The 24,549-nt window shown below is 68.3% G+C and carries 17 protein-coding genes; 9 read left to right on the top strand and 8 right to left on the bottom strand.

Annotated elements, in window-relative coordinates:
* Nucleotides 1–18: 18 nt before the first annotated feature.
* Nucleotides 19–645 carry an MOSC domain-containing protein gene (locus HPO96_RS03790; protein ID WP_171671014.1) on the top strand — a complete coding sequence of 209 codons (627 nt, stop codon included), beginning with the start codon at nt 19–21 and terminating at the stop codon, nt 643–645.
* 37 nt (nt 646–682) lie between these two features.
* On the opposite strand, the gene HPO96_RS03785 is transcribed toward HPO96_RS03790, so the two are convergent.
* From HPO96_RS03785 to kduI, 4 genes are read right to left on the bottom strand one after another with little or no spacing between them, the layout of a single operon-like run.
* Nucleotides 683–3,712: a glycosyl hydrolase 2 galactose-binding domain-containing protein gene (locus tag HPO96_RS03785; RefSeq protein WP_171671013.1), complete on the bottom strand. Its 3,030-nt coding sequence runs from the start codon at nt 3,710–3,712 to the stop codon at nt 683–685.
* Between the two features lie 54 nt (nt 3,713–3,766).
* Complete coding sequence (locus tag HPO96_RS03780; protein ID WP_171671011.1) at nt 3,767–4,516, bottom strand: IclR family transcriptional regulator; 750 nt, start codon at nt 4,514–4,516, stop codon at nt 3,767–3,769.
* A gap of 20 nt (nt 4,517–4,536) precedes the next feature.
* The gene (locus HPO96_RS03775) at nt 4,537–5,298 is read right to left on the bottom strand and encodes an SDR family oxidoreductase (protein ID WP_171671009.1); all 762 of its coding nucleotides are present in this window, start codon (nt 5,296–5,298) and stop codon (nt 4,537–4,539) included.
* A complete protein-coding gene (gene kduI, locus HPO96_RS03770) occupies nt 5,295–6,131 on the bottom strand; it encodes a 5-dehydro-4-deoxy-D-glucuronate isomerase (protein ID WP_171671008.1) in 837 nt (278 codons plus the stop codon). The genes HPO96_RS03775 and kduI overlap by 4 nt, the downstream gene beginning before the upstream one ends.
* A 162-nt stretch (nt 6,132–6,293) precedes the next feature.
* Here kduI and HPO96_RS03765 point away from each other — a divergent pair, with 162 nt between their 5' ends.
* From HPO96_RS03765 to HPO96_RS03755, 3 genes are all read left to right on the top strand, one after another.
* Nucleotides 6,294–7,805 (top strand): sodium:solute symporter family protein, encoded by a 1,512-nt coding sequence (locus HPO96_RS03765; RefSeq protein WP_171671006.1) that lies wholly within the window; start codon nt 6,294–6,296, stop codon nt 7,803–7,805.
* A 23-nt stretch (nt 7,806–7,828) separates the two neighbouring features.
* Nucleotides 7,829–8,017 (top strand): tautomerase family protein, encoded by a 189-nt coding sequence (locus HPO96_RS03760; RefSeq protein WP_171671005.1) that lies wholly within the window; start codon nt 7,829–7,831, stop codon nt 8,015–8,017.
* Nucleotides 8,018–8,159: 142 nt separating this feature from the next.
* The gene (locus HPO96_RS03755; protein ID WP_171671003.1) at nt 8,160–9,185 is read left to right on the top strand and encodes an aspartate-semialdehyde dehydrogenase; all 1,026 of its coding nucleotides are present in this window, start codon (nt 8,160–8,162) and stop codon (nt 9,183–9,185) included.
* A gap of 406 nt (nt 9,186–9,591) precedes the next feature.
* Here HPO96_RS03755 and HPO96_RS03750 read toward each other — a convergent pair whose 3' ends face one another.
* The gene (locus HPO96_RS03750) at nt 9,592–11,190 is read right to left on the bottom strand and encodes a peptide-N4-asparagine amidase (protein WP_171671002.1); all 1,599 of its coding nucleotides are present in this window, start codon (nt 11,188–11,190) and stop codon (nt 9,592–9,594) included.
* 107 nt (nt 11,191–11,297) lie between these two features.
* On the opposite strand from HPO96_RS03750, the gene HPO96_RS03745 reads away from it, so the two are divergent.
* A complete protein-coding gene (locus tag HPO96_RS03745) occupies nt 11,298–13,121 on the top strand; it encodes an AMP-dependent synthetase/ligase (RefSeq protein WP_171671000.1) in 1,824 nt (607 codons plus the stop codon).
* 67 nt (nt 13,122–13,188) lie between these two features.
* Nucleotides 13,189–14,046, top strand: coding sequence for a hypothetical protein (locus HPO96_RS03740; protein ID WP_171670999.1), 858 nt, complete (start codon nt 13,189–13,191; stop codon nt 14,044–14,046).
* Here HPO96_RS03740 and HPO96_RS03735 read toward each other — a convergent pair.
* The 3 genes from HPO96_RS03735 to HPO96_RS03725 all read right to left on the bottom strand — a co-directional run bounded on the left by HPO96_RS03735 (nt 14,030) and on the right by HPO96_RS03725 (nt 16,176).
* Entirely contained in the window at nt 14,030–14,755 is a 726-nt protein-coding gene (locus tag HPO96_RS03735; protein ID WP_171670997.1) for a hypothetical protein, read from the bottom strand. The genes HPO96_RS03740 and HPO96_RS03735 overlap by 17 nt on opposite strands.
* A gap of 72 nt (nt 14,756–14,827) precedes the next feature.
* Nucleotides 14,828–15,274, bottom strand: coding sequence for a vitamin K epoxide reductase family protein (locus HPO96_RS03730; RefSeq protein WP_171670995.1), 447 nt, complete (start codon nt 15,272–15,274; stop codon nt 14,828–14,830).
* Nucleotides 15,274–16,176: a DUF929 family protein gene (locus HPO96_RS03725; protein WP_171670994.1), complete on the bottom strand. Its 903-nt coding sequence runs from the start codon at nt 16,174–16,176 to the stop codon at nt 15,274–15,276. The genes HPO96_RS03730 and HPO96_RS03725 overlap by 1 nt, the downstream gene beginning before the upstream one ends.
* Before the next feature lie 142 nt (nt 16,177–16,318).
* Between HPO96_RS03725 and HPO96_RS03720 the strand changes: the two genes are divergently transcribed.
* The 3 genes from HPO96_RS03720 to HPO96_RS03710 all read left to right on the top strand — a co-directional run bounded on the left by HPO96_RS03720 (nt 16,319) and on the right by HPO96_RS03710 (nt 24,512).
* Nucleotides 16,319–17,548 carry an MFS transporter gene (locus tag HPO96_RS03720; protein ID WP_171670992.1) on the top strand — a complete coding sequence of 410 codons (1,230 nt, stop codon included), beginning with the start codon at nt 16,319–16,321 and terminating at the stop codon, nt 17,546–17,548.
* Nucleotides 17,549–17,725: 177 nt separating this feature from the next.
* Nucleotides 17,726–24,175: an RHS repeat-associated core domain-containing protein gene (locus HPO96_RS03715; RefSeq protein WP_337796500.1), complete on the top strand. Its 6,450-nt coding sequence runs from the start codon at nt 17,726–17,728 to the stop codon at nt 24,173–24,175.
* A complete protein-coding gene (locus HPO96_RS03710; RefSeq protein ID WP_171670989.1) occupies nt 24,165–24,512 on the top strand; it encodes a hypothetical protein in 348 nt (115 codons plus the stop codon). The genes HPO96_RS03715 and HPO96_RS03710 overlap by 11 nt, the downstream gene beginning before the upstream one ends.
* The last annotated feature ends 37 nt before the right edge of the window (nt 24,513–24,549 follow it).

The raw sequence follows: 24,549 nt of genomic DNA, 5'->3' as shown, positions 1-24,549 counted from the left end.
CGGGAGACCATGGAACGTATGCGGCTGCTGACGGTGAATGTGGTGGAGGAGCTTCTTCCGGGTCCTAAGCAGACTGGCTTCACGGCGATCGACAAGCGGCCGCAGCCGGGGCGCGTCCCGGTGGGGGAGCGCGGGCTGGCCAGGGATCGGGTCTGTGACACCAAGAACCACGGGCGGCCGGATCAGGCTTTGTATGTGTACGCCGAGGAGGACGCCGACTGGTGGGCCGGTGAGCTCGGTCGGGAGATCCCGAGCGGGTTGTTCGGTGAGAATCTGCGCACCGAGGGGCTGGATGTGACCGGCGCGCTGCTCGGGGAGGTGTGGCGGCTGGGCGACGAGGTCGAGGTGTTGGTGACTGCGCCGCGGATCCCGTGCATCACGTTCCAGGAGCGGATGGGGGAGCAGCGCTGGGCCAAGAGGTTCCACCAGGCCGGGCGGCCGGGCGCGTATCTGCGCGTACTCCGGACCGGGTCGATCGCCGCTGGGGACGAGATCGAGATCCTCAGCCGGCCGGATCACGAGGTGACGATCGGCCATTTCTTCGGCGCGCAGGAGCCGGCCAAGATGCGGGTGATGCTCGACTCCGAGGTGTTGCTCTGGGACGAGATCCGCGCCGTCGCGGAGCGGATCGCGAGCCGGGGGTAGACCGGGCTGCCGCCTGGTGAACGGCAGCCCGGCCGGTTCAGGAGACGGTGACCTTGTCCACGTTCGGGCCGCCGTTGGCCGTCGTCGCGACCGCCTTGATCTTGTTGCTACCGGCAACCAGGTTGACTGTGATCGTCTTGGTCTGCCAGTTCGTCCAGGCGCCCGTCCCCGCGAACGCGAGGGCGGGGGAGACGACCGTGCCGTTCACCGACACGTTCATCGCCCGGTTCGCCGTCGTACCGTTCGCATAGCGCAGCTCGACCGTGGCCGGGCCGGCCTTGGCTGCCGTCACGGTCCACTCGACGGCGCTACCGACCGCGTTGTTGTAGTTGACGAAGCCGCGCCCGGTGAAACCGGTGTGGTTCGACTCGACGACCCCAGCGGTGATGGCGGCGTCCTCGGCCTCGTAGACCACCGGGCCCGGTTCACTCGGCCCGCCGTTGCCAGGAACGGTCTGGGTGGCCGTGTTCCAGCCGGTGATCCGCACCGACGGCGTAGCACCCTTCAAATCAGAGGTCCGGTACGTCGCGCGCAGCGTCGTCGACTCACCCGGCCACAGCGACACCGCGTTGTCGTTCCACTGAATCGGCAGTACGGGCTTGCCGGCCGTTCCGACGACGTGAGCGTCCAGATAGAACGCAGGTGTCTTCGCAGTGGAGGTGTTCTTCAGCGTCACCGTAGTGGTCGTGGTGTCACCGGACGCCGTAGTCGTGGCGGACGCCGACACCGGAGCCTGCGCCAGATTCGACAGCCCCTTCAGGTCGCCGTAGCTGGTGGTCGGCGTGGTGTACCAAGTGGTGTTGTTCCAGTCGAGCGTGTCGGCCTTGGTGGATAGCCAGTACACGTTCCGGCTCACCTCGACCCCGGCTGCGTTCATCAGCACCAGCTTCGCCAGGTACGTCGTCGACAACCCGCTCACCGACGGGATCGTCAGCGCCGTCGCCTTACCGCCCTCACCCGGCACCGACACCGACGCCGTCTGGGAGAACTTCTCCGTGCCGTCGACGTTGAACAGCTTCACCGACGCCGTCAGCCCGGACGCCGTGCCGCGGTTCTGATTGACGACCACGACCGACTTGTTGTCGTAGGAGTACTGGATGTGCAGCGGCTCGTTCGCCTTCTTGGCGCCGTAGTACGCGCCGTTCTGGTCGAAGTACGCGTCGAACAGCTGCCAGTGCAGCGACGTCCAGCCGCTGTTAAGCATCCAGTAGATCAGCCCGGTGGAGGGGTTCGTGCTGTCGGTGAAGTTCCGGTTGTGCGACTCGAACTCGGCCCGGACGTTCTCGTACGCCGCCAGCTGGGCCTTCTTCACATAGTCGTTCAGATTCACCGGAGCGCCGTACCGGGCGGCCAGCGCGTCGCCGAACAGCTTCAGGTTGCCGAACGTCGTCGACTCGGACCGGTGGTACTGGTTGGCCGACGGGTTTTTCCAGAGCACCTCGAGCTCGGCCGGCGTCATCATCCGGTTCAGCGTGTCCAGGGTCGGGATGTCCGGCCCGGCCGAGGTCTCGGAGTTGAAGTTCCACGCGCCGCCGGCGTCGTCGTGCGCCTTGTCGTACCAGTAGTTCGGCGGGATCCAGTCGTACGGCCCGTTCATCTTCATCCCGGAGGTGCCGAGCTGCGGCGAGGACCGCTTGGCCGCGGCCGGGACGACGGGAGTCGGCCAGTCGGCGGCGGTCAGCGCGTCGAGATAGCCCTTCTCGATCCGGGCGTCCGGCGCGTAGTCGCTGCCGATCAGGAACGTGAACACACTCGGGTTGTTGCGCAGCCGCTCCGCTTCGCCGGTCATCGAGCGCTTGGCGGTCTCGTAGTCCTCGGCCGTCCACGGGAACTTCCCGTTGACCTGGCCCTCCCACTTGTCACAGCATTCCCAACCGGGCATGGTCAGGACGCCGAGCTCATCGGCCAGGTCGAAGAACTCGTCCGGCTCGATGTGCCCTTCCAGCCGGACCGTGTTCAGGCCCAGGTCCTTCACGTACTTCAGCTTGTCGGCCGCGGCCGTCGCGTTCCAGCGCAGGAACAGGTCCGGCGAGTAGCCGCCGCCCTTGATCAGCAGCGGGCGGCCGTTGATCGAGAAGATCCGCCCGCCGCTGCTGTTCAGCGGGGCCTTGACGTCCCGGACGCCGAACTTGTCCGACGTGCTGTCGGAGACCGCGCCGCCGACCGAGGCGTTCAGGTCGATCGAATAGAGCGGCTGGCCGCCCATCCCGGCCGGCCACCAAACGTTCGGGTTGTCCAGCCCGATCGTCGCGAACGTGACCGTCTTCTTCTCCTTGGCCGCCAGCGTCACCGTCTGGCTGACCGGTACGCCGGCCACCGTGCCGCTCACCGTCGTCGTCACCGCGGCGGCCGAGTCGTTGCGGACGTCGACCTTCGGCGTCAGATCCACGTGGTTCAGCGACGGCACGGTCAGCTTGGTCAGCACGTGCGCGCCGCGCAGGGCGACCGCGCCGCTGCGCCGGACGACGACGTCCCGCACGATGCCCATGTTCTTGTCCGGCGGGGTCTGCGCCCAGTCGATCCAGCCCATGGTCAGATCGCGGTTCGGGTCGTTCGGGTAGACCTTGAACGCGATCGAGTTGCTCCCCGGCTTCACCTGCGCTGTGATGTCCAGGTCGTGCCGCGTGTAGGCGCCGACGACCTGGTTCTTGTCGGCGACGCGGACGCCGTTCACCCAGACGTCCGCCCGCGACATCACGCCGCTGAAGTCGAGGTACGTGCGCTGGCCGGTGTCGGCGAGCTGCAGCTCCGTCCGATACCACCACGGGACGTTGAACTGGGCCTTGTCGACGTTCTTCATATTCGTCGAGAAGAACGGATCCGGGTACTTGTCGTTCTCCAGCAGACCGGCGAACACCGTGGACTTCGGCGACACCGGCAGCCAGCCGGTGGTCGGGAAGCCCGGCTTGGTGACCGCGGCGTCGTCGGAGACCTGGGCCGAACTCTGTAACAGGAAGCCGGGAATCGGACTGGCCGAGGCGGCCGCGGCGGCGACGCTCGAACTCGTCGGGGTCAGGGTCCCGACGATCAGAGCTCCCGCCAGCAGCCAGCGCAGCGTTGGTTTCATGGGGCGGTCCTTCGGGCTTAATGGTTAGGAAGGTTTCCTAACTATAAGCAGACCTTACGGCTCCCGGTAACCCAGTGCGGCCGAGATCTTACGGGCTGCTTCGATCGCGGCCGGCGCCATCAGGGCCACCTGGGCGATCGATTGTTCCAGGGACAACGTGGAAATACTGACCGCGGCGATGGCCAGTCCGGTGTGGTCGTGAATGACGGACGCCACACACCGGATCCCCGGTTCGTTCTCCTCGTCGTCCAGCGCGTAGCCGCGGGCGCGGACCTGGGCGAGGTCGGATTTCAGCGACGCCGCCGTCGTGTGGGTCAACGGCGTCCGCGCGGGCAGGCCCGTCCGGGTGATGTGCGCGTCGAGGGCGTCGTCGTCCTTCTCGGCGAGCAGGGCCTTGCCGATCCCGGTGCAGTGCAGCCAGAAGGCCTTACCGACCCGGGACGGCATCCGGTACGGCTTGGGGCCGTCGAGACGGGCGACGTAGATCGCCTCGTCTCCGTTCAGCAGGCCGACATGCACCGTGCAGCGGGTCTGCGCGACCAGGTCGGCCAGGACCGGCCGGGCGACCGTGGCCAGGTCGACGTTGGTCAGGGCGTGCCCGGCGAGCCGCAGCGCCTTGGGCCCCGGGTGGTACGAGCCGTCGTCGGACTGCGTGACGAACTCGTGCTCCACCAGCGAGGCCATGATCCGGTGCACGGTCGACTTGGCCAGACCGGTCGCGTTCACCACGTCGGTGAACCGCGAGTGTTCCAGGACGGCATCCAACACCATCAACGTCTTGTCGATGGCCGAGGGCGAACTCATGTCGGACATCCTGCCACTCCTTATCTGGCCAGCCAGCCACCGTCGACCGCGAGCAGATGGCCGTTGACGTAGTCGGACGCCGCCGAGGCGAGGAAGACCGCCGCGCCGACCAGGTCGTCGGACCGGCCCCAGCGGCCGGCCGGGATCCGGCTCCGGATCGCGGTCTCGCGGTCCGGGTCGGCTCGCAGTTCGGTCGTGTTGTCGGTACTGATGTACCCGGGAGCGATCGCGTTCACCTGGACCCCGGCGGGGCCCCACTCGTTGGCCAGCGCCCGCGTCAGCCCTGCGACCGCGTGCTTGCTGGCAGTGTAGGCCGGAACCGTGATCCCGCCCTGGAAACTGAGCAACGACGCGATCGTCACGATCTTGCCGGCGCCGCGCTCGGCCATCGCCGCGCCGACCGGGCGGGTGACCGCCCAGGCCGAGTTCAGGTTGACGTCGATCACGTGCCGCCAGTCCGCCGTACTGGTGATCGCCGCGGGCGCGCGCCGGATGGTGCCCGCGTTGTTGACCAGGATGTCGACCTGCCGGTCCCGGACCAGCTCGATCGCCGTCTGCTCGACGGCGTCCGGATCGGCGAAATCCGCGAGGACGACGGTGGCGTCGCCGCCCCCGGCCTGTTTGATCGCCTCCAGCGTGTCCTCGAGCGCGGCGTCCCGGGCCATCAGGATCAGCTCGGCGCCGGCCGCGGCGTACCCGGCCGCGATGGTCGCGCCGATTCCCCGGCGGGCTCCGGTGACGAGCGCCGTCCGGCCGCGCAGGCTGAACAACTCAGCCGTCACCGCAGGTCCCGGACGTCGACGCCGTCCATATCCGTGAACGCCTGGTTCTCGCCGGCCATCGCCCAGACGAAGCTGTACGACGCCGTGCCGACCCCGGAGTGGATCGACCAGCTCGGCGAGATGATCGCCTGCCGGTCGGCCACCAGCAGGTGCCGGGTCTCGGCCGGCTCGCCGAGCAGGTGCACGATCCGCTCGGTCTCCGGGAGGCCGAAGTACAGGTAGCACTCGGTGCGCCGGTCGTGGGTGTGCGCGGGCATGGTGTTCCAGGTGCTGCCGGCGTGCAGCGTGGTGACGCCGAGCACGACCTGGCAGCTCTGGACGCCGCCGGCGTGGATGTACTGGTCGATCGTGCGCCGGTTCGCGGTCTGCTGATCGCCGAGCTCGAGCCGGTTGCCCTCGCCGGGGTTGACCAGCGCGGTCGGGAACTCGGTGTGCGCGTTCGCGGAGAAGAGGTAGAACGCCGAGTCGGCGCCTTCGAAGACGACCTCGCGGACGCCGCGGCCGACGTACAGGCAGGCGCCGGTGGTGAGCTCGTACTTCGTGCCGTCCGCGGTCACCGTGCCCGGTCCGCCGACGTTGACGATGCCGGCCTCGCGGCGTTCGAGGAAGAACTCGCTGCGCAGCTCGGGCCAGGTGCCGAGTGTCAGCGGCCCGGACGCCGGGACGGCGCCGGCCAGCACGATCCGATCGTGGTGGGTGAGCACCGCGGTGATCGCGTCCGGCGTGAACAGGTCGTCGACCAGGTACTGCGCGCGCAGCCCGGCGGTGTCGAAGCCGGGCACCTGGGCGGGGTGGGTGGCGTGGCGGATCTGGAGCGGCGAGTGAGCAGTCACAGAACAAGGTTCTATTCCACGGAACCGTCTGTCAAACGCTCGGGACCGCTTTTCCGGCGATGGAACTGGGGTGGAGATTGTTCCGGGTTCCGTCTCTTGACACCGGGTTCTGTTCGATGGAACCTTCCACTCACTCGCCCGTTGTCCCTGGGAGGTATCCCCATGACCGCACTGGACTGGTCAGTCCTGGTCGGCTATTTCGTGCTGATGGTGGTGATCGGACTCTGGTCGCGCACCAAGATCAAGACGGTCGTCGACTACTTCACGACCGGCGGCCGGATTCCCTGGTGGCTGTCCGGCATCTCGCACCACATGTCCGGCTACAGCGCGGTCATGTTCGTCGCGTTCGCCGCCGTCGCCTACAACTACGGCATCACCGTCTACGTCTGGTGGGCGATGTCGATCGGCGTCGGCGTCGGGATCGGCGCCTTCGTGTTCGCCGCCCGCTGGAACCGGCTGCGCGCCAAACACGGCGTCGTCTCACCGCTGGAGTACCTGGCCCGGCGCTACAACCTGCCCACGCAGCAGGCCCTCGCGTACTCCGGCGCCGCGCTCAAGGTGGTCGACATCGCGTCCAAGTGGGTCGCGATCGCCGTCCTGCTGAACGGTTTCACCGGCGTCCCGATCCGCTGGGGCATCCTGCTCACCGGCGTCGTGACGATGCTCTACGCGACCCTCGGCGGTCTGTGGGCCGACGTGCTCACCGACTTCGGCCAGTTCGTCATCCAGGCCGGCGCCGGGATCGCGATGTTCATCGGCGTCCTGGGTCACCTCGGTGGGATCTCGGGCCTGTGGACGATGTGGGACAAACTGCCCGAAGGCCACGGCGACGCGCTGAACGGCCCGTACACGCCGATCTTCCTCATAGCGTTCCTGTTCATCAAGACGTTCGAGTACAACGGCGGCATGTGGAACCTGGCCCAGCGGTACATGGCCGCGCCGTCCGGTTCCGCGGCGAAGAAGTCCGCGCTGCTGTCCTCGGCGCTCTGGCTGGTCTGGCCGCTGATCCTGTTCATCCCGATGTGCGCCGCGCCGCTGCTGGTGCAGCCGGGTAAGGCCGAGCAGTCGTACGTCGCGCTCTCGCAGCTGCTGCTGCCGAGCGGCCTGATCGGGCTCGTGCTGGCCGGCTTCTTCTCGCACACGATGGCGATGGTCGCCTCCGACGCGAACGCGATCTCCTCCGTGATCACCCGCGACCTGGCGCCGGTGCTGGTCAAGAAGGTTCGGCAGCTGAGCGACGCGGCGTCGCTGAAGTTCGCCCGGATCACCACCTTCACGTTCGTCACGGTCAGCATGCTGATCGCGATCGCGACCAACGGCGAGGGCGTCGTGCTGAAGATCGTCGTCGACCTGGTGGCCGCGACGATGGGCCCGATCGCGATCCCGCTGATGCTCGGCCTGCTGCCGTGGTTCAAGCGCTCCGGGCCGCGGGCCGCACTCGCCTCCTGGGCGATCGGCCTGATCGCCTGGGCGATCGTCAAGTACGGCGTCGGATCCACCGACACCACCCTGGTCGTGGCGTTGCCGCTGGCAACGTCGATGGTCATCTACATCGGCCTCGGGCTGCTGTTCCCCGAGCGCAAGGACGATGTCGACGACCTGCTCGACTCGCTCAACACCGACCCCGACGAGACCGCGGAGGTCGCCGCCCGGCGGGCCGCCGCCCTCGGCTGATCACAACTCTGGAGAAATCTCTTATGCCGAACATCAGTGTCGAACTCCTCTCCGGCCGGACCCTCGACCAGCGTCGTGAGTTCGTCACCGCGGTCACGGACGCGGCGATCGAGATCCTGAACGCCAAGCGCGAGGCCGTCCGGATCGTCTTCACCGAGATCGAGAAGTCCGACGTCGCCAACGGCGGCACCCTGGTCTCCGACGAGAACTAGCCGAACCCGCAGCGCTGCACAATTGCCCTCGACGGCCGCCGCCCACGCTCGGCGGGGCCCGTCGGGGGCTTTTGTGTAGCGCCGGCGGTCCGCCGTTCGAAATCACACCTCGACGGGCGTGGCCAGCGGTTAGGCTGCGCCCATGCGAGTAGGGGTTTTCGGAGCCACAGGTCAGGTCGGCGGCGTGATGCGCGAGTTGCTCGTCGAGCGCTCGTTCGGAGTCGACGAGATTCGGTACTTCGCCTCCGCGCGGTCCGCGGGCGCGAAGCTGCCGTTCGGCGACACCGAGGTCACCGTCGAGGATTCCGCCACGGCGGACTTCTCCGGGCTCGACCTCGCGCTGTTCTCGAACGGGAAGACGGCGTCCAAGGAGCTCGCGCCGAAGGTGGCCGCGGCCGGCGCGATCGTCGTCGACAACTCGTCGGCCTGGCGGATGGACCCCGAGGTCCCGCTGGTCGTCTCCGAGGTCAACCCCGAAGACCTCGACCACCTGCCCAAGGGCATCGTCGCGAACCCGAACTGCACCACGATGGCCGCGATGCCGGTCCTCAAGCCGCTGCACGCGGCCGCGACGCTGACCCGGCTGATCGCGACCACCTACCAGGCCGTCTCCGGCTCCGGCGGCGCCGGCGTCAGCGAGCTGGAGGAGCAGGCCCGCGCCCTCGTCGAGGCCGGCGGCCGGCTGGCCCGCGGCGCCGAGGGCATCGTGCTCCCGGAGCCGAAGGTGTACGCCGGCCCGATCGCGTTCAACGTGCTCCCGCTGGCCGGCTCGATCGTTGCCGACGGCACCGGTGAGACCGACGAGGAGCAGAAGCTCCGCAACGAGAGCCGCAAGATCCTGCACCTGCCGGAGCTCCCCGTGGCCGGCACCTGCGTTCGCGTCCCGGTCTTCACCGGCCACTCGCTGAGCATCCACGCCGAGTTCGCCGAGCCGATCACCCCGGAGCAGGCCACCGAGCTGCTCGCCGCCGCCCCCGGCGTCGCTCTCGCCGACCTCCCGACCCCCCTGCTCGCCGCCGGCCAGGACCCGTCGTACGTCGGCCGCATCCGCCAGGACCAGTCCGTCCCCGGCGGCCGCGGCCTCGTCCTCTTCGTCTCCAACGACAACCTCCGCAAGGGCGCCGCCCTCAACGCCGTCCAGATCGCCGAACTCCTCGCCACCCGCTGACCCACCCCCTCCCGCCCGCCCACCCCCTCCCCGCCCGCCCACCCCCTCCCCGCCCGCCCACCCCGTTTGGTGGGCGGGCCCAGGAGACGGCGGGTGCACCCACCGCACGCAACTCGCCCTCCCACACGTTCGTGGGTCGGCCACGTCTATGGCTGGCCAACCCACGAGTTTGACGGGTGGACCCAGGATCGGCGGGAGGGCGAGTTTGACGGGTGGACCCAGGAATCGGCGGGAGGTCGAGTTTGACGGGTGGACCCAGGAATCGGCGGGAGGGCGAGTTTGACGGGTGGACCCAGGAATCGGCGGGAGGGCTATGTGCCTGCGACTGGCCCACCCACCCGCGGGTTGGTCGGCCCACGACAGGTGGGTATGCCCGGGGCGCGGTGGGTGGGCTCGGGAAACGGGGTCAGCAGCGGTAGCGGTCCTCGGTGTAGATGCCGTTGACTGCTTTGAGGGTGTGGTCGTAGCAGCCGCTGCTGTTGAGCGACTTGAACCGAACAGTTTGGACGCCGGTCGCGTGGCGCTGGTCGCGGGGGACCCCGTAGATCCAGGCCGCGCGACCGTCGTACGTCTCGGTGCTGATCCCGCGGGTGGTCCGGATCGTGTCGTGGATCTTCAGGTCGGTGACGACGTCGTACCCGCCGGGGATCGTTGCGTGCGGCAAGAAAGTGAGCAGTCCGGTCTTGCCGTAGTCGAGGTCGGTCAGCTCGGTTTTCCCGTTACTGGTAACGATTGTGGTGTCCCGCCACTTGGCGTCGAGACGGTCGCGGGACTCACCGGCGTCCCAGGTGTGTTCGGAGGTGTTGCTGATCGTGCGCTGCACCGTCGTACGGACGCGTCCTGCCGATGTGTCGACATAGCCACTGATCTTCGCGGTCCGGCGGGCCTTGGTGTGCACCGAGCCGGCCTGGTTCGGTGTGCCGGTGACCTGGTCGGTCTTGGTGAGCGGGGCGACGTCGTACGCCGTCAGCACGCCGCGGGTCTGCGCGCGCTGCGGGTCCGTCCAGACGTGCAGGTTCGGGACGGTGAACCAGCCGCTCTGCCCGGCCGGGACGCCGTTCACATGGATCCGGAACTGATGCGGTTTGCCGTCGGTGAGCAGGCCGGCGAACGGCGTCAGGTCGTAGGTCAGCGGTTTGATGTCGAACGCGCGCGGTGCGGGGGAAGGGCGCCAGGAGTACGGGTTCGACCAGCCGCCGGTGTAGATGTACGGGTACGGCAGGGCGATCCCGGCGAGCTTGCCGTCGATCGAGACGTCGACCTCCCGGTACGGCGATCCGTCCGGGCAGGAGTAGCCGGTCTCGGCCGGAGCCGACGTGTCCCAGAACTCCTCGCAGCCACCGCCGGAGCCGGTCACGTAGACCTCGCCGAGCAGCCGGGTCGTGTTCCGCGGGAGCGTCGCCGTACCGATCAGGTCGGACTCCTCGCGACGCTGGTCCTGCAGCGGGAGGACGACGTCCGCGGTCTTGGCCGGCTTGGTCCGGCGGTCCGTGGTGTAGAAGTCGAGGGTGACGGTGATGTCGAGGACGCCGGTGTAGGTCTCGTTGACGACGTTGCCGAGCTCCATCACGACGGGCTGGGCTTTCGTGAGCAGTGGGGCGTAGGAGGTGACGTCCTTCTCGACGTCCCAGGTGATGCCGTCGGCGCTCGGCTCCGGGGTCGACGTCCGGAAGACGCCGACGCCGCCGATGGTGATGTGGCCGAGCCGGTCGTACTGGACGCCTTTCACCGCGCCGTGCAGGCGCAGCACGACCTTCGACCACGGGCCCTGGCAGGCGGCCGGGGGAGTGTAGGTCGAGGTGTACGGATCGAAGTTCCGGAACTGGTTGCGAACGATCTGCACCTCGCAGTGCCGAGTGTCCGGGACGGCGACGGCCGGGGCCGGCGTCCGCGGGTCGTCGTAGTCCGTGCCGAACTCCGGCGGGGGCGGCGCGGCCGCGGCCGGGGTCAGCCAGGTCAGCAGCAGAGCGGAGAGTGAGAGGAAGGCCACGGGCCGTATGCGCATGTTGCGGAAACGTAATGGAGAAGGACGAGGTGGGCAAGCGAGTGCCATGGTCAGCGGCCGACGGGTGCACTACTCTCCAGTCACTTGACCCCCGACGGAGGCCAATTATGAAGCCTGTCACCGATTCCGGTCAGTCCGAGCTGCTCAGCGGCCGCAAGGACACCATGGCCCGTATGTTCCTCGACCGGGTGGCGGCCACGCCCCAGCGCGAGGCGTTCCGCTTTCCGTCCGGGGAGACCTGGAAATCAGTCACCTGGGCGGAGACCGACACCCTGGGCCGCCGCCGCGCGGCCGGCCTGATCGCGCTCGGCGTCGAGCCCCAGCAGCGGGTCGGCATCGCCTGCAGCACCCGGATCGAGTGGGTCGAATGCTTCCTGGCGGGCATTCTCGCGGCCGCCGCGACGACCACGATCTACCCGACCACGATGGCCAGCGACGTCGCGTTCATCGTCGCGGACGCCGACGTCCAGGTCGTCTTCGCCGAGAACGAGGAACAGGTCGCCAAACTGCGCGACCACAAGGCCGACATCCCGTCGGTGCGCAAGGTCGTCCTGATCGACGGGACGCCGTCCGCGGAAGACGGCGACTGGGTGATCGCGCTGGCCGACCTGGACGCGCTCGGCGACGAGCACCTCGCGGCCGTCGACGAGCGGATCGCCCAGGTCACGCCGACCGACCTCTGCACGCTCATCTACACCTCCGGGACGACGGGCCGTCCCAAGGGCGTCCGGCTGCCGCACTCGGTGTGGACGTACGAAGGGGCCGCGGTCGAGGAGACCGGCGTCCTCACGCCGGACGACCTGCAGTTCCTCTGGCTGCCGCTCTCGCACGTGTTCGGGCAGGTGCTGCTCGCGGTGCAGTTCCAGATCGGGTTCGCGACCGCGATCGACGGGCGGATCGACAAGATCGTCGAGAACGCCGCGATCGTGCAGCCGACCTTCATGGCCGCCGCGCCGCGCATCTTCGAGAAGGCGCACGCGCGGATCAAGACCATGGTCGCCGGAGACGGCGGCGTCAAGGAGAAGCTCTTCCACTGGGCCTTCGGCGTCGGCGCCCGGGTCTCCGCTCTGCGTCAGCAGGGCAACGAGCCGAGCGGTCTGCTCGCCGTCCAGTTCGGCCTGGCCGACAAGATCGTGCTCTCCAAGATCCGCGCCCGCTTCGGCGGCCGCATCCGCTTCTTCGTCTCCGGCTCGGCCGCCCTCGACAAGCAGCTCGCCGAGTGGTTCCACGCCGCGGGCCTGCTGATCCTCGAGGGCTACGGCCTGTCCGAGACCGCGGCCGGCTCCACGCTGAACCGGCCGTCGTCGTACCGGCTCGGCAGCGTCGGCCTCCCGTTCGCCGGCACCGAGATCAAGATCGCCGAGGACGGCGAGATCCTGATCAAGGGCGACGGCGTCATGAGCGGCTACCACAACCAGCCCGAGCAGACCGCCGAAGTCCTCTCCGACGGCTGGCTGCACACCGGCGACATCGGCCACCTCGAAGACGGCTACGTCTACATCACCGACCGCAAGAAGGACCTCTTCAAGACCTCCGGCGGCAAGTACGTCGCCCCCCAGAACATCGAGGGCCGCTTCAAGACCCTCTGCCCCTACGCCAGCCAGTTCATCGTCCACGGCAACCAGCGCAACTTCGTCACCGCCCTGGTCACCCTCGACCCCGACGCCATCACCACCTGGGCCACCGCGAACGGCCTCGCCGGCCAGCCCTACGCCGACATCGTCACCTCCGACGCCGCCCGCGCCATGGTCCAGTCCTACGTCGACGACCTCAACTCCGGCCTCAACCGCTGGGAAACCATCAAGAAGTTCACCATCCTCGACCGCGACCTCACCGTCGAATCCGGCGAGATGACCCCCAGCCTCAAGCTCAAACGCAAGTACGTCGAGACCGAGTACGCCGAAGTCCTCAACAAAATGTACGACCAGTAACCCCGTCAACTCAGGTTGGGGGTTCGGGGCGGCCGGCTGTGTCGGAGGGCACAGTTACGGTCGCCTCATGAACGAGATGGACGACGGTGAGGAGTACTGGCTCGAGGGTGGGGTCGAGGTTGTCGCGTCGGGTGCGCAGAACGGGTTTCTGCCGGAGGTCGATCGGGTGATCGACCTGCTGGGGACCAACAGATCGTGGCTGGCGTGGTGGCGGGAGACGAGCAAGGCCCCGGTGCTCGAAGTCCACATCATGGTGGTCAAGGCCGGGTCGATGGGTCTTGCCGAGGAACGTGTGGTGCGGGGCCGGAAGCGCCACCTGGTCGACATGTTCGTCGACTTCGCGCAGCTCGACGTACTCGAACCGGATGAACGCCGGCTGCTCGCGCTCCCCGTGGTCCTCGAAGGCATCGCACGCGCGCAATCGGCGCTCAAGCTCTCCGCCGATCGCCCAGAGCTGCCGGACGACGTCCGCCCAGCACCACTCAGCCCCGGAGCCCTCCGCCGGCGTCGGCTCCGCGACCTCCGCGGCCTCCCCAACGCGGCATTGCCCGAAGGCCCCTTCCAGGGCATGACCGAGACGCCGAAGGTGATCCAGATCCCGCTCCCGAGCCCGGACCGCCGAGCGCCGATCCCTTACCTGGTTGAGAATGACCCGGCCGGCGACCAGGTCGTCGTCGAGATTCACGTACCCTTCGGCGCCCCCGGAGCCGACGACGCCTGGATCGACGAGATCCAGGACTTCCTCGACGACGAGTCCAGCGACGGCAGCTTCGACATCTACGACCTGGCCGGCGGCGACGGCGACGCGTACGTCTACTACCTCACCGGCGCTCCGACCGAAGCCCTCCTGCGCACAGCGGCCGAGGTCGCCGCGCTGCCCGGCGTCCCCACCGGCGTCTTCACCGTGATCATCGACGAGGCGTAGCGTCCGGCGGCCACGACATGTGGGGGACGGACTCACTCATGACGCGAATCTGGAGTTCGGCGAGGACTGGCGCGGGCAGGTCGGTGACGTCGATGAGCACGTTGCCTTCGCCGCTCGACAGAAGCCGGAGGGCGCACTCGACGGCGATGGCGGCCCAGAGCAGGTCGTCGCGTGGGGTGGCCGTGTTGAGAACTTGGGCGACCAGGTTGTCGATCGCGTGCAGGTCGAGGGCCCGCCCGGGTGGGGCGGCGGGTGAGGTGAGCCAGATGATGCCGGCGGACTCAGCGGGCGCCGCGATGGCTGAATCAACCGGGGTGGGGGCAGCCAGAGCCAGGCGTGGGGGATTGCGGCGGGAGCTGCCGGTGAGTTGGAGCCGGGACTCCGACTGGACGACGGGGGCCAGGGCTTCGAGGGCGTCGGCGACGTAGTACCCGTCAGGCCCGCGGGCCACGATCCGCGCGAGTGGCCCTTCCAGGCTGATGCCGTGGCCGTCGTCGTGCAGTTCGGTGAAGAGGATGCGGGCCTCGGGGAACATCGCGCGGAGCGAGCCGAGCAACTGCCCGCTGACGACCGGAGTCAACAAGATGTTGGCGGTCGGCGGCGCCTCCTTGATGTCCACGACCAGATAGCCGTCGCCGAGGGTGTCGCTCAGCTCGGAGCGTGCGGCCTCGGACAACGGCATCGCAGTCACGACCAGTACGGCGTCCACACCCTCGAACCTACCCGGACGGCGGGCCGCTCAGCCGCTGCGCCGCCCGGGTGAGGTTGCAGGTTGATGCAGTCAGTCTTCCAACGGGGGAAGGGCGATGCGGATGACGACCAGGGCGAACAAGACGAGCGTGAGGCCGTGGACGACGGTGCACCACAGGCAGATCGCGTTGATGCGGAAGAGCTCGGCCCACACCAGGTACAGCACGAAGACGACCCCGGTCACGACGCCGGCCAGGCGCAGGCGGCTCGGCCAGGGGGACGGCGTCCGCCACAGCGCCGGGAGCGACAGCGCCGTCATCCCGACGAAGAACAGCAGGCCGAGGACGGCGACCGGGATGCCGAGCAGCTCGGAATACTTCGACGAGGTGACCTTCATGCAGTTGACGACGCCGGTCTCCGGGCAGGCGAGCGTCGTCCCGGCGGTGAAGTGCTCGTAGGTGAGGTACGCCGAGACGACGACGCCGAGGACCGAGAGCGTGAGGACCAGCCAGGGGATCACACCGAGCGGTTTGCGCATCAGCTCTTGCCGAGTTTGCCGGCGGCGGCCTTGACGGCGTCGGTGCTGCAGACGTCGGCCGGCTGGTTGTTGGTCAGCTGGCAGAAGGCTGCGGTATAGACGTTGGCCGAGCCGTCGACGGCCTTGGCGATCGGGTCCGACGGGTCTTTCAGCGCGTTGGCGATCTCGGACTGCGTCTTACCGGCCAGCAGCTCGGGGCTCAGCGACGCGCCGGACATCACGAACTTGCCGCCGAGATCGACGAACGGGATCGAGCCGCCGCTCTGCACGTACGGCGGTTTGTTGTAGGTGTCGAATGTCTTCTGGTCCTCGGCGCTCGGGGTGTCGAGCGGCTCGTACTGCCCGTTCACCTTCTCGTTCGTCGTGGTCTCCAGGCCGGTGAACGACAGGTACTGACTCGTGTACTTCGCGCCGTGGTACGACAGCGTCGGGGTGTTCGGGTAGACGTCGTCGGCCGCGGAGTGCGTCGTGCCGAGGTTGCTGAACGTCCCGAACCGGGAGAGCGCAACGGAGACCGGCCAGCGCTCGGCGGCGCAGAACGGGCAGAACTCGGCGCCGATGTAGAGCACCTTCGGCTTACCGTCGGCGGTCAGCGGCGGGGCCGTGATCGTGGACGGCGCCGCCTGGACGTCGTCGCTGCCGACCTTCGCGAAGGTCTCGGCCGGGATCGAGCCGAGCGCGCCGACGATCTGCGCGTCGGCGGTTCCGGACGGACCGGTCGCGGTCTTCGAGTCGCCGCCCGCGAGTTTGATCACCACGAGCCCGCCGACCACTGCCACCACGGCCACGACCGCGCCGACCGCGATCAGCAGCCGCTTCCGCCGCTCCGCCGCCTGCTGCTGCTTCCGCAGCGCCGCAACCCGCTCACGCGCCTGAGCCTTCTGCTCGACCCGCTTGCTCATCGCCCATCTCCTGACTCGTCACCGACCCCCGAATTCCCCTAGAGCACAACTGTCGGTAACGACCGGAAGTTCCGCGTGACGACCTTTCCACCAGATCCGAATACTGTTCGGCAGGCACCGCCACCGGCCTAGGGTCGCGTGCATGGCCGCCGGCGTGACGTACAAGGACGTGTTCAAGGTCCCGGAATTCCGGGCGATGTGGCTGGCCGAACTGCAGTCGGTCGCGGGGGACCAGTTGGCGCGGGTCGCCCTGTCGGTGCTGGTTTTCGCCGACACCGGGTCGGCCGCGCTGACCGGGCTCACCTATGCGCTGACGTTCGTCCCGTCGCTGCTCGGCGGCCTCTTCCTCTCGGGCCTGGCCGACCGGTTCCCGCGCCGCGAGCTGATCCTGTGGATCGACGGGCTCCGCGGCTGCCTGATCCTGCTGGTCGCGATCCCCGGGATGCCGTTCTGGTCGCTCTGCGTGCTGGTCGGGATCGTGTCGCTGCTGCAACCGGTCTTCAAGTCGGCCCAGGTCGCGCTGCTGCCCGACGTCCTCGGCGAGCATCGGTTCAGCACCGGGATGGCGATCCGCAGCATCACCATCCAGTCCGCCCAGATGGCCGGTTTCGCCGGTGGCGGTCTGCTCATCGCGGTCTTCAACCCGTACGTCGTACTGCTCCTCGACGCGCTCACCTTCTTCGGCTCCGCGCTCCTGATCCGCCTGCGCCTCCAGCCCCGCCCGGCCGCGGCCGCCACCGAAACCCCCGGCGGACGCCGAAACAGCCGCGAGGTCTGGGGTCTCCTGTTCGCCGACCGCGGGATGCGCACACTCGTCCTGATGCTCTGGCTGATGGCCCTCGTCGCCGTCTACGAAGGGATGGCCGCCCCGTACGCCGCCCTGTTCGGCGGCGGCTCTGTCACCGTCGGCCTGATCCTCGCCGCCGACCCGCTCGGCAGCGTCGTCGGCGCCTTCCTCTTCAGCAAGTACGTCCCCGAGGCCCGCCGCCCGGCCCTCCTCGGCCCACTCACCATCGCCGCTGCCGTCCCCGTCGCCCTCTGCCTCCTGCGTCCCGGAATAGTTGCCTCGCTCATCCTTTTCACCGTCGCCGGCGCCTTCGGCACGATCGTCGTCATGCAGACCACCACGGCGATGACCCTGCGCCTCCCCGACGCCCGCCGCGGCCAGGCCATCGGCATCTCCAACTCCGGACTCACCTCCGCCACCGGTCTCAGCCCGCTCGCCGCCGGCCTCCTCTCCGACGCCACCAACCCCGCCACCGCCATCGGCGCCTTCGGCCTCACCGGCACCGCCGCCGCCCTCCTCCTCGCCATCGCGTGGGCGCGTTCTAACCGCCCACAACCCAACCTGTCAACGAACTCTGCAACTTGATGCAATTCCCGTAACGGGCCCTGACCGTCGGTCGATGTCGCGGGTGCTGGCCCGCTCGTCGAACCTCCGTTCGCCGGGCGTCCGTCCCTTGGCCTGCCCGACCTGGGAGTCTCTTTGTTCGTCCTGGATCGTTCTCAGCGCGCCCGCGTGCAGCGCTTTCCCCGAATGGTGGCCGCGGTGACGGCCTTCACCCTGATGCTCACCGGCCTCGAAGCCCGCCAAACCGCGGACGCCGCGCCGGTCGTGCCTCCGCCACCGGTCGCGAAGGTGGCGGAGCGACCCGACGTGGTCTCTGCCGCCGTGACGGCCCGCTCACAGGGCGAGCGGGTGGAGGTGAGTTCGATGCGAACGGAAACCGCCACGACCTGGGCCAACCCGGACGGCACCATGACGACCGAGGCCCATGCGGTGCCGGTCCGCTTCAAGACGGCCGCCGGTCGCTGGCAGCAGATCGACCTGAATCTGGCCAAGCACGCCGACGGTACGGTGACCCCGAGGGGGCACAAGCTCGGTCTGCGGCTGGGCAAACGCAGTGGCGCGACCGGCGGCGTGTTCGCGTCGGCCGCCGCGTCGAACGGCGACCCCGTGGAGTGGATCGCGCCGTTCCGGCTGCCCGAACCGACGATCGACGGAACGAAGGCCACCTATTCGGAGGTCCAGCCCGGCGTCGATCTGACAGTAGATGCCCGACGCAACGGTTTCGAGACGGACTTCGTCGTCAAGACCCGCCCGCGGACAGCGCCGGTCTGGCGGTTCCCACTGCGGACCAAGGGCCTGACCGCGCGGACCGCGAAGGATGGCTCGATCGAGTTCGTCGACGCGAAGCACGCCGTCCGTTCCCGGATCCCGGTCAGCCTGATGTGGGATTCGGCGACGGACCCGGCCACCGGTGATCCGATCAACAAGACCGTCGTGAAAGTGACCGTCGAGCAAGCAGCGCGTGGCAAGGCCACGCTGGTGATCGCGCCGGACGCGGAATGGTTCATGGACCCCGCCCGCGTCTTCCCGATCACCGTCGACCCGACGTACGTCTCCGGCACGCTCAAATCGACCTTCGACACCTGGGTCCAGTCCGGCGTCACCACCGACCAGTCGGACGCCGTCGACCTCCGCGTCGGCAAGAACGGCACCGCCACCGCCCGCACCTTCATGAACTTCGCCACCTCGACCTTCGCCGGCAAGGACATTCTGTCGGCGTCGATCTCGCTGTGGCAGTACCACGCGGTGTCTTGTACGCCGACCGTCGTGCAGGTTCGGTCGGCGACGCCGGCCACCACCGCGAGCCGCTGGACCAGCCAGCCCACGTTGGGCGGCGTCTACGGCCAGGTATCGGCGGCGAAGGGCGCCAGCGGCTGCGCCGGCGGACGCATCGCGATTCCGATGACCTCGCTGGCTCGCGCGTGGTCGACCGCGTCCTACCCGACCGGCGGCCTCGCGCTGACCGCGGGCAACGAGGCCGATGTCAACGGATGGAAGCGGTTCTACTCGTTCTCCGGTGTCGCCGACCCGTACGTCACGATCGTCTGGAATCGGCCGCCGGCCAAGCCCGCCGCACCCGAATACGTGTCCGCGGTCTCCTATGCCGCGCCCGGCGGGCCGAGCTACCTCTACACCCCGTACCTGAACCCCTGGGCGGCGACCAAGGCCACCGACCCGGACGGCAACACGGTCAAGTACATCTTCGAGTTCCACACCTCGCCGGTCGGCCCGGACAGCCTGAAGGCGACCTGCACCGGCTCTGTGTATCCGTCCGGGACGACCGCGGGTTGCAAGCCGCCGAACAACCTGCCTGACAACACGGCGATCTACGTGCGGGCCAAGGCCAACGACGGCCGTCTCGACGGGCCGTGGTCCAGCTTCACCCGAGTCCTCGTCGGTGCGGCTCAGCCGGCGCAACCGGTGGTGTCGTGCCCAGCGCCGTACAACCAGAGCGGCACCTGGCAGGACAATCCGCCGACCGAGGACGTCACCTGCACGATCACCGCGACCGGCGTCGGCTTCAACGCCCCCGGCTACCTGCGGATGTTCGTCGACGGCAAGCGCCCGCCGACCAACTTCAGCGGCGGCGCCGAAGGCCAGATCAAGATCAAGCCGTCCAGCGATCCGGCCGTCGCGAAGTACCAGGTCACCTTCCCCAAGAACAAGCCCGGCCTGCACAGCCTCGTCGTTCAGGCCGAATCGCCCGCCGGCCGGCTGTCGTCCCCGAACGTCAACCACACCCTCGGCTGGGGCGGGACGACCATGACGTCGCCGACGGCGTCCCCGCGGATCACCACCGCCGACACCGTGCGCGTGACCGCCGCCGGTCCGCCGAAGGGCACCGCGACCGGCGTGACCGCGAAGGTCAAATGGCGAGTTTCGGGTTATGGAGGCTCGGACGATCTCGTCGGCTGGAACGACGATGTCGCGGTGCCCGTCGTCGACAACGGCGCGGGCGGGGTCGCGGTCAGCACTGTCTGGGACACCAACAATGCCAAGAAGGATGTCAACCTGGACTCCGATCCGGATCTGGAGGGCATCCAGGCCACCGACCTGAACAACCGGATCCCGGTGAAGCTCGACGTCCAGGTGTGTTTCAAGTACAGCAACACCGAACAGTGCACGTGGTCACAGACGCCGGGTACCACGGTGCAGCGCGTGCCCCACGCGTTCGGCGGCAACTTCCCGGTCGCGGACGCCGGGCCCGGCGAGGTCGCCCTGTGGACCGGCGAGTTCAACACCGAAGCGACCGATGTCTCCGTCCCGGGTTACGGCGGCGAACTGTCCGTCTCGAGATCGCACCTGACCTACCAAGGCCCGGCCAACCCGGTCACCGGAGCGTTCGGCCCGGGATGGGTGGCGCAGTTCGACGGCGCTGACGGCGGTGAGGCCGGTCGCGAGGTGATCGACTCCACCCGGCTCGACGGCACGCTGTCCCTGGTCGACGGCGACGGGACGAGCCTGAGCTTCCAGTCCCCGTCCGGAAAGCGCCGTACGACGGCGTTCGAGACCGGCACCTGGGTACCGGTCGATCAGGAAAGCGAGCAGGACGGTTCACGGCTCACGGTCACCGGATCCGGTGTGAACACCTTGGTGTCCTACACGGCAGACGACGGCAGCATCACGACTTGGTTGCCCAGTGCCGCTCCGGCGACGAACACCACGAGCATCTTCCGGCCGAGTGGCGTCTCGGAGCCTGGCGTCGCGACCAAGACGACTTACTCCTACGACGGTGCCGGCCGGGTGACCCGGGTTCTGGCTCCCGCTCCTGCGGGTGTTACCTGTGGCGCTTACAACGCGGCGGACCCGCTGGCCGGGCTGACTGCCGGATGTCGCGCACTGCATTTCACCTACACGACGATCGGTTCGCAAGTCCGGCTGACCGACGCCTGGCTCGACATCTACAACCCGGACAAACCAGGCGGGGCCGGAATGCAGTCGATCAAGATCGCCACCTACGCCTACGACGGGAACGCGCGGCTCACCAAGGTCACCGACCCGCGGTCCGGCCTGTCCACCGACTACACCTATCTGGGCGCCGGTGACGACCTCGCATCGGTGAAGCCTGCCGGCCAGGTTCCGTTCCAGTTCAGCTACGTCACGGTCAACGACCGGCAGAAGCTCGACAAGGTGACACGAGACCGTCCAGCCGGAGACCCGACAGGTGGCACGGCGACGCTGGGCAAGTATGTGTATGACGTACCGCTGTCCGGTGAAGGTCTGCCGGATCTCAGCACCACGTCGGTGGCGCGCTGGAACCAGACGACTCCGCCTACCAACGGTTTCGCGGTGTTCGCTTCAGGCCATCAACCGGCGGGGGCGCCGGGCGCCGCCGACTGGCAGTACGCCGACCTGCAGTACACCGATGCGGCGGGTTACACCGTCAACTCCGCTGACTACGGCGCGGGAGCTTGGCAGTACACGGCGACCGACTACGACGAGAGCGGAAACACCGTTCGTGAACTCGACGAACGCGCGCTGCGGATGGTGATCGACAGCAACGTGCCGGCCGGTGCGAGCGTCGACCAGCTTGCCACCGTGACGCGGTACAACCCGGACATCAAGAACGCGACGGGCGACTCGGTCGTCACAGCCGCAGGTTCGCTGGTGACGGACACCTTCGGACCGGCGCGCTACGCGACGCTGAAAGACGGCACGGTGGCGTGGGTGCGCCCGCACACCGCGACGAAGTACGACCAGGGCGCTCCTAACGGCGGCATCAACCCGGCGACGTCCCTGCCGTACAGGCTCGTGACGACGACGTCGACGTACGCCTACGACCCCGGAACCGGAACAGATCTGGAGATCACCGGTCAGACGCTGACGGACTACACGGCACCGGTCGCCGGCGACGCGGACGGCTGGGGATCGGGCTTGCCGGGCCGGACGGTGACCGACGTCGATACCGACGGCGTGAGCAGTCCGGGCGACATCGTCAGGGTGACCCGCTACGACGCGGAGCGCCGGGTCGTCGAGCTTCGGCAGCCGGCGTCCAACGGCGCCGACGCGGGGACGACGAAAATCGTCCACTACACCGTGGCTCCCAATTCGACCTTCCCCGCCTGCGGTGCCAAGCCGCAGTGGGCGGGCCTGGTCTGTCGCGACTACCCGGCGGCCCAGCCGACGTCGGCGTCCGGTGCGACGCCGACCCTCCCGATCAGCGTCACGTCCGGGTACTCGTACCTTCTGCTCCCCAAGACGGTCAGCCAGACCTCCGGGGCTGTCACGCGGACGATCACGACGACGTATCTGCCCGATGGGCGGCCGGAGTCGACAGCAACGGCCGTCACCGGCCTCACCGGTTCGATGCCGAACACCGCGAAGATCACGACGTATGACGGCGGATCAGGGCTGCCGACGGTTGTGACGGCGAAGAACGCCGACGGCTCCACGAGCGGAACCATCACGACCGGGTATGACGGCTGGGGACGCCGAGTTTCTTATCAGCCCTCTGGTGAGTCGGCCACCACGACGACCTACGACGCGGCCGGCTACATCGCAACTGTCACCGACGCGAACGGGGCAACGACCTACACCTACGACGGTTCCGATGCCAACGGCAACCAAGAGCGTCGTGGTCTGACGACGAAGGTGGATGTCACGACTGCTGGATCCACCTGGACCTCCAGCGTGGCCTACGATCCTGGGTCGGCCGCCGTCCTGCAGAAACTCCCGGGCGGCGTCAAGCAGTACAACGAGGTCGACAACGCCGGTGAGCCGACCGGACTGCGCTACACCGGCCAGGTCAGCACGACGGACGAGGAAGGAAACACGACGATCGATCCGGACGGCGCTTGGCTGGCCTGGTCCTTGGACAACGACGTCCTCGGCCGCGTGGCCCACGAGTGGACTCCGGACGGTTCAGCGTTCACCGGGGACGGTGGCGGCACCGCGCCGGGTGACGCCAACCCGTACGACCGCGCCTACAAGTACGACAATGCCAATCGGCTGGTTGGCGTGAAAGACCGGACCGCTGCAGGCCCTGGCGCGGATCTCGGCGACCCGGGCGCTGCTCCCTGCGTCAGCCGGTCGTACACCTACGACCGGAACGACAACAGACTCGCTCAGGACTCGGTCACCTCAGGTGTCGATGGAGCGTGCACCACTGCTGGCGGCAACACGGTGAGCCGATCGTTCGACACCGCCGACCGGCCGGTCAAGGGAGCGAACGCCACCGGCGGATATGTGTACGACCAACTCGGACGCACCTTGGAGATCCCGAGTGCGGATACGCCGAAGGGGACTCCGACGGGGATCACGGTCGCGTACTTCGACAACGACGCTGTCCGCAAGTTGGTCGCAGGGAACGTCACATCGGAGTACACCCTCGACGCGGCCGATCGGCGATCGATCGAGACGGTGACGACGTCCGGCGACACAACGACCGTGGCTACCACGGTCAGCCACTACACGGATGAGAGTGACAGTCCTACCTGGACGACACTGGGCAACAGCGTCGAGCGGTACGTCGACTTCGGCACCGGACTGGGAATGACTGCGACCGCGGACGGCGCTGCCCTGCCACTCGGCAACCCGCACGGTGACATCGTCACCACCGTCTCGGTGCCGGCACCGGAGTCCACCTCGACCGGTATCGACTCGTGGTCGAACTTCGACGAGTACGGCGTGGCGAGCGGTGCGGCGGCCTCGGCGACTCGCTCGAGCTACGGCTGGCTCGGCGCGAACCAGCGATCGACGACATCGACCGGTTTGATCCTGATGGGCGCTCGGGTCTACAACCCGGCCACCGGCGGGTTCGGCTCGACGGACCCAGTGCGCGGCGGCAACGCCAACCCGTACAACTACCCGACCGACCCGGTCAACCGGTACGACCTCGACGGTCGTAAGAACCTGCACGAGCGTGGCGGTGGTAGAAGCCGCGGAATCAGCAAGTCGGAGATGCGCAGCGTCAAGAAGAAGGTCAAGCGGTACAAGAAGATCCGTAAGAAGATGAAGAAGCGCGCCAAGAAGCAGCGGGACTGGGGGTGTGTGGGCGCCATCGTGGCGCTGTCCGGCGCGATCGTCATCGCAGCCTTCGGTCTTGGATTCGGCTGGCTCTCCGGCGGCACTACTGCCGTCGCCGCGGTCATCGGACTGCTCGTTGCCTACTTCGTCTGGAAGCACGAGTGCTCCGAGTATGGCGCTTAACGGTGGGAAGTCGCTCGCACTGGCCGAGCTGGTGGCTGCCGGCGCCGTAATGGCCGTAGCGATTCGCTCGGGCAGCTGGCTGCTGGCGCTGGCCGGCCTGTTGATCGGCATGCTGAGTGCGGCGGTCTGGCGCAATGCCGGCGGTGCAAAGGTTGCACCGCCGGGGGCCGGTCGGCTGGTCGTGGTCGTCGCCGGAGCTGTTGCAACGGTGGGGATCTTGACTGTCGTCCGGCTGTCGACCGACGACAGAGTGGTTCTTGCGATCAACGCCGTCGTCATGTTGGCGGTGATCGCAAGTGTCCTCTGGTGCGCGTATCGCCTGAGGCGCAAGAACTGAACGCTCGCTGTACAGAGCCTCCGGCAGCGCAACTACC

It is taken from the genome of Kribbella sandramycini (genome assembly GCF_013131805.1).
Classification (GTDB): Bacteria; Actinomycetota; Actinomycetes; order Propionibacteriales; family Kribbellaceae; genus Kribbella; species Kribbella sandramycini.
The sequence above is the reverse complement of the archived record's forward strand: the minus strand, read 5'-3'. Positions and strand labels throughout refer to the sequence as shown.

What these genes read in the sequence shown, in the direction of transcription:
- HPO96_RS03790 (WP_171671014.1), top strand. Translation starts at nt 19, where the DNA reads ATGCGGCTGCTGACGGTGAATGTGGTGGAGGAGCTTCTTCCGGGTCCT.
- HPO96_RS03785 (WP_171671013.1), bottom strand. Translation starts at nt 3,712, where the DNA reads ATGAAACCAACGCTGCGCTGGCTGCTGGCGGGAGCTCTGATCGTCGGG.
- HPO96_RS03780 (WP_171671011.1), bottom strand. Translation starts at nt 4,516, where the DNA reads ATGAGTTCGCCCTCGGCCATCGACAAGACGTTGATGGTGTTGGATGCC.
- HPO96_RS03765 (WP_171671006.1), top strand. Translation starts at nt 6,294, where the DNA reads ATGACCGCACTGGACTGGTCAGTCCTGGTCGGCTATTTCGTGCTGATG.
- HPO96_RS03760 (WP_171671005.1), top strand. Translation starts at nt 7,829, where the DNA reads ATGCCGAACATCAGTGTCGAACTCCTCTCCGGCCGGACCCTCGACCAG.
- HPO96_RS03755 (WP_171671003.1), top strand. Translation starts at nt 8,160, where the DNA reads ATGCGAGTAGGGGTTTTCGGAGCCACAGGTCAGGTCGGCGGCGTGATG.
- HPO96_RS03750 (WP_171671002.1), bottom strand. Translation starts at nt 11,190, where the DNA reads ATGCGCATACGGCCCGTGGCCTTCCTCTCACTCTCCGCTCTGCTGCTG.
- HPO96_RS03745 (WP_171671000.1), top strand. Translation starts at nt 11,298, where the DNA reads ATGAAGCCTGTCACCGATTCCGGTCAGTCCGAGCTGCTCAGCGGCCGC.
- HPO96_RS03740 (WP_171670999.1), top strand. Translation starts at nt 13,189, where the DNA reads ATGAACGAGATGGACGACGGTGAGGAGTACTGGCTCGAGGGTGGGGTC.
- HPO96_RS03730 (WP_171670995.1), bottom strand. Translation starts at nt 15,274, where the DNA reads ATGCGCAAACCGCTCGGTGTGATCCCCTGGCTGGTCCTCACGCTCTCG.
- HPO96_RS03725 (WP_171670994.1), bottom strand. Translation starts at nt 16,176, where the DNA reads ATGAGCAAGCGGGTCGAGCAGAAGGCTCAGGCGCGTGAGCGGGTTGCG.
- HPO96_RS03720 (WP_171670992.1), top strand. Translation starts at nt 16,319, where the DNA reads ATGGCCGCCGGCGTGACGTACAAGGACGTGTTCAAGGTCCCGGAATTC.
- HPO96_RS03710 (WP_171670989.1), top strand. Translation starts at nt 24,165, where the DNA reads ATGGCGCTTAACGGTGGGAAGTCGCTCGCACTGGCCGAGCTGGTGGCT.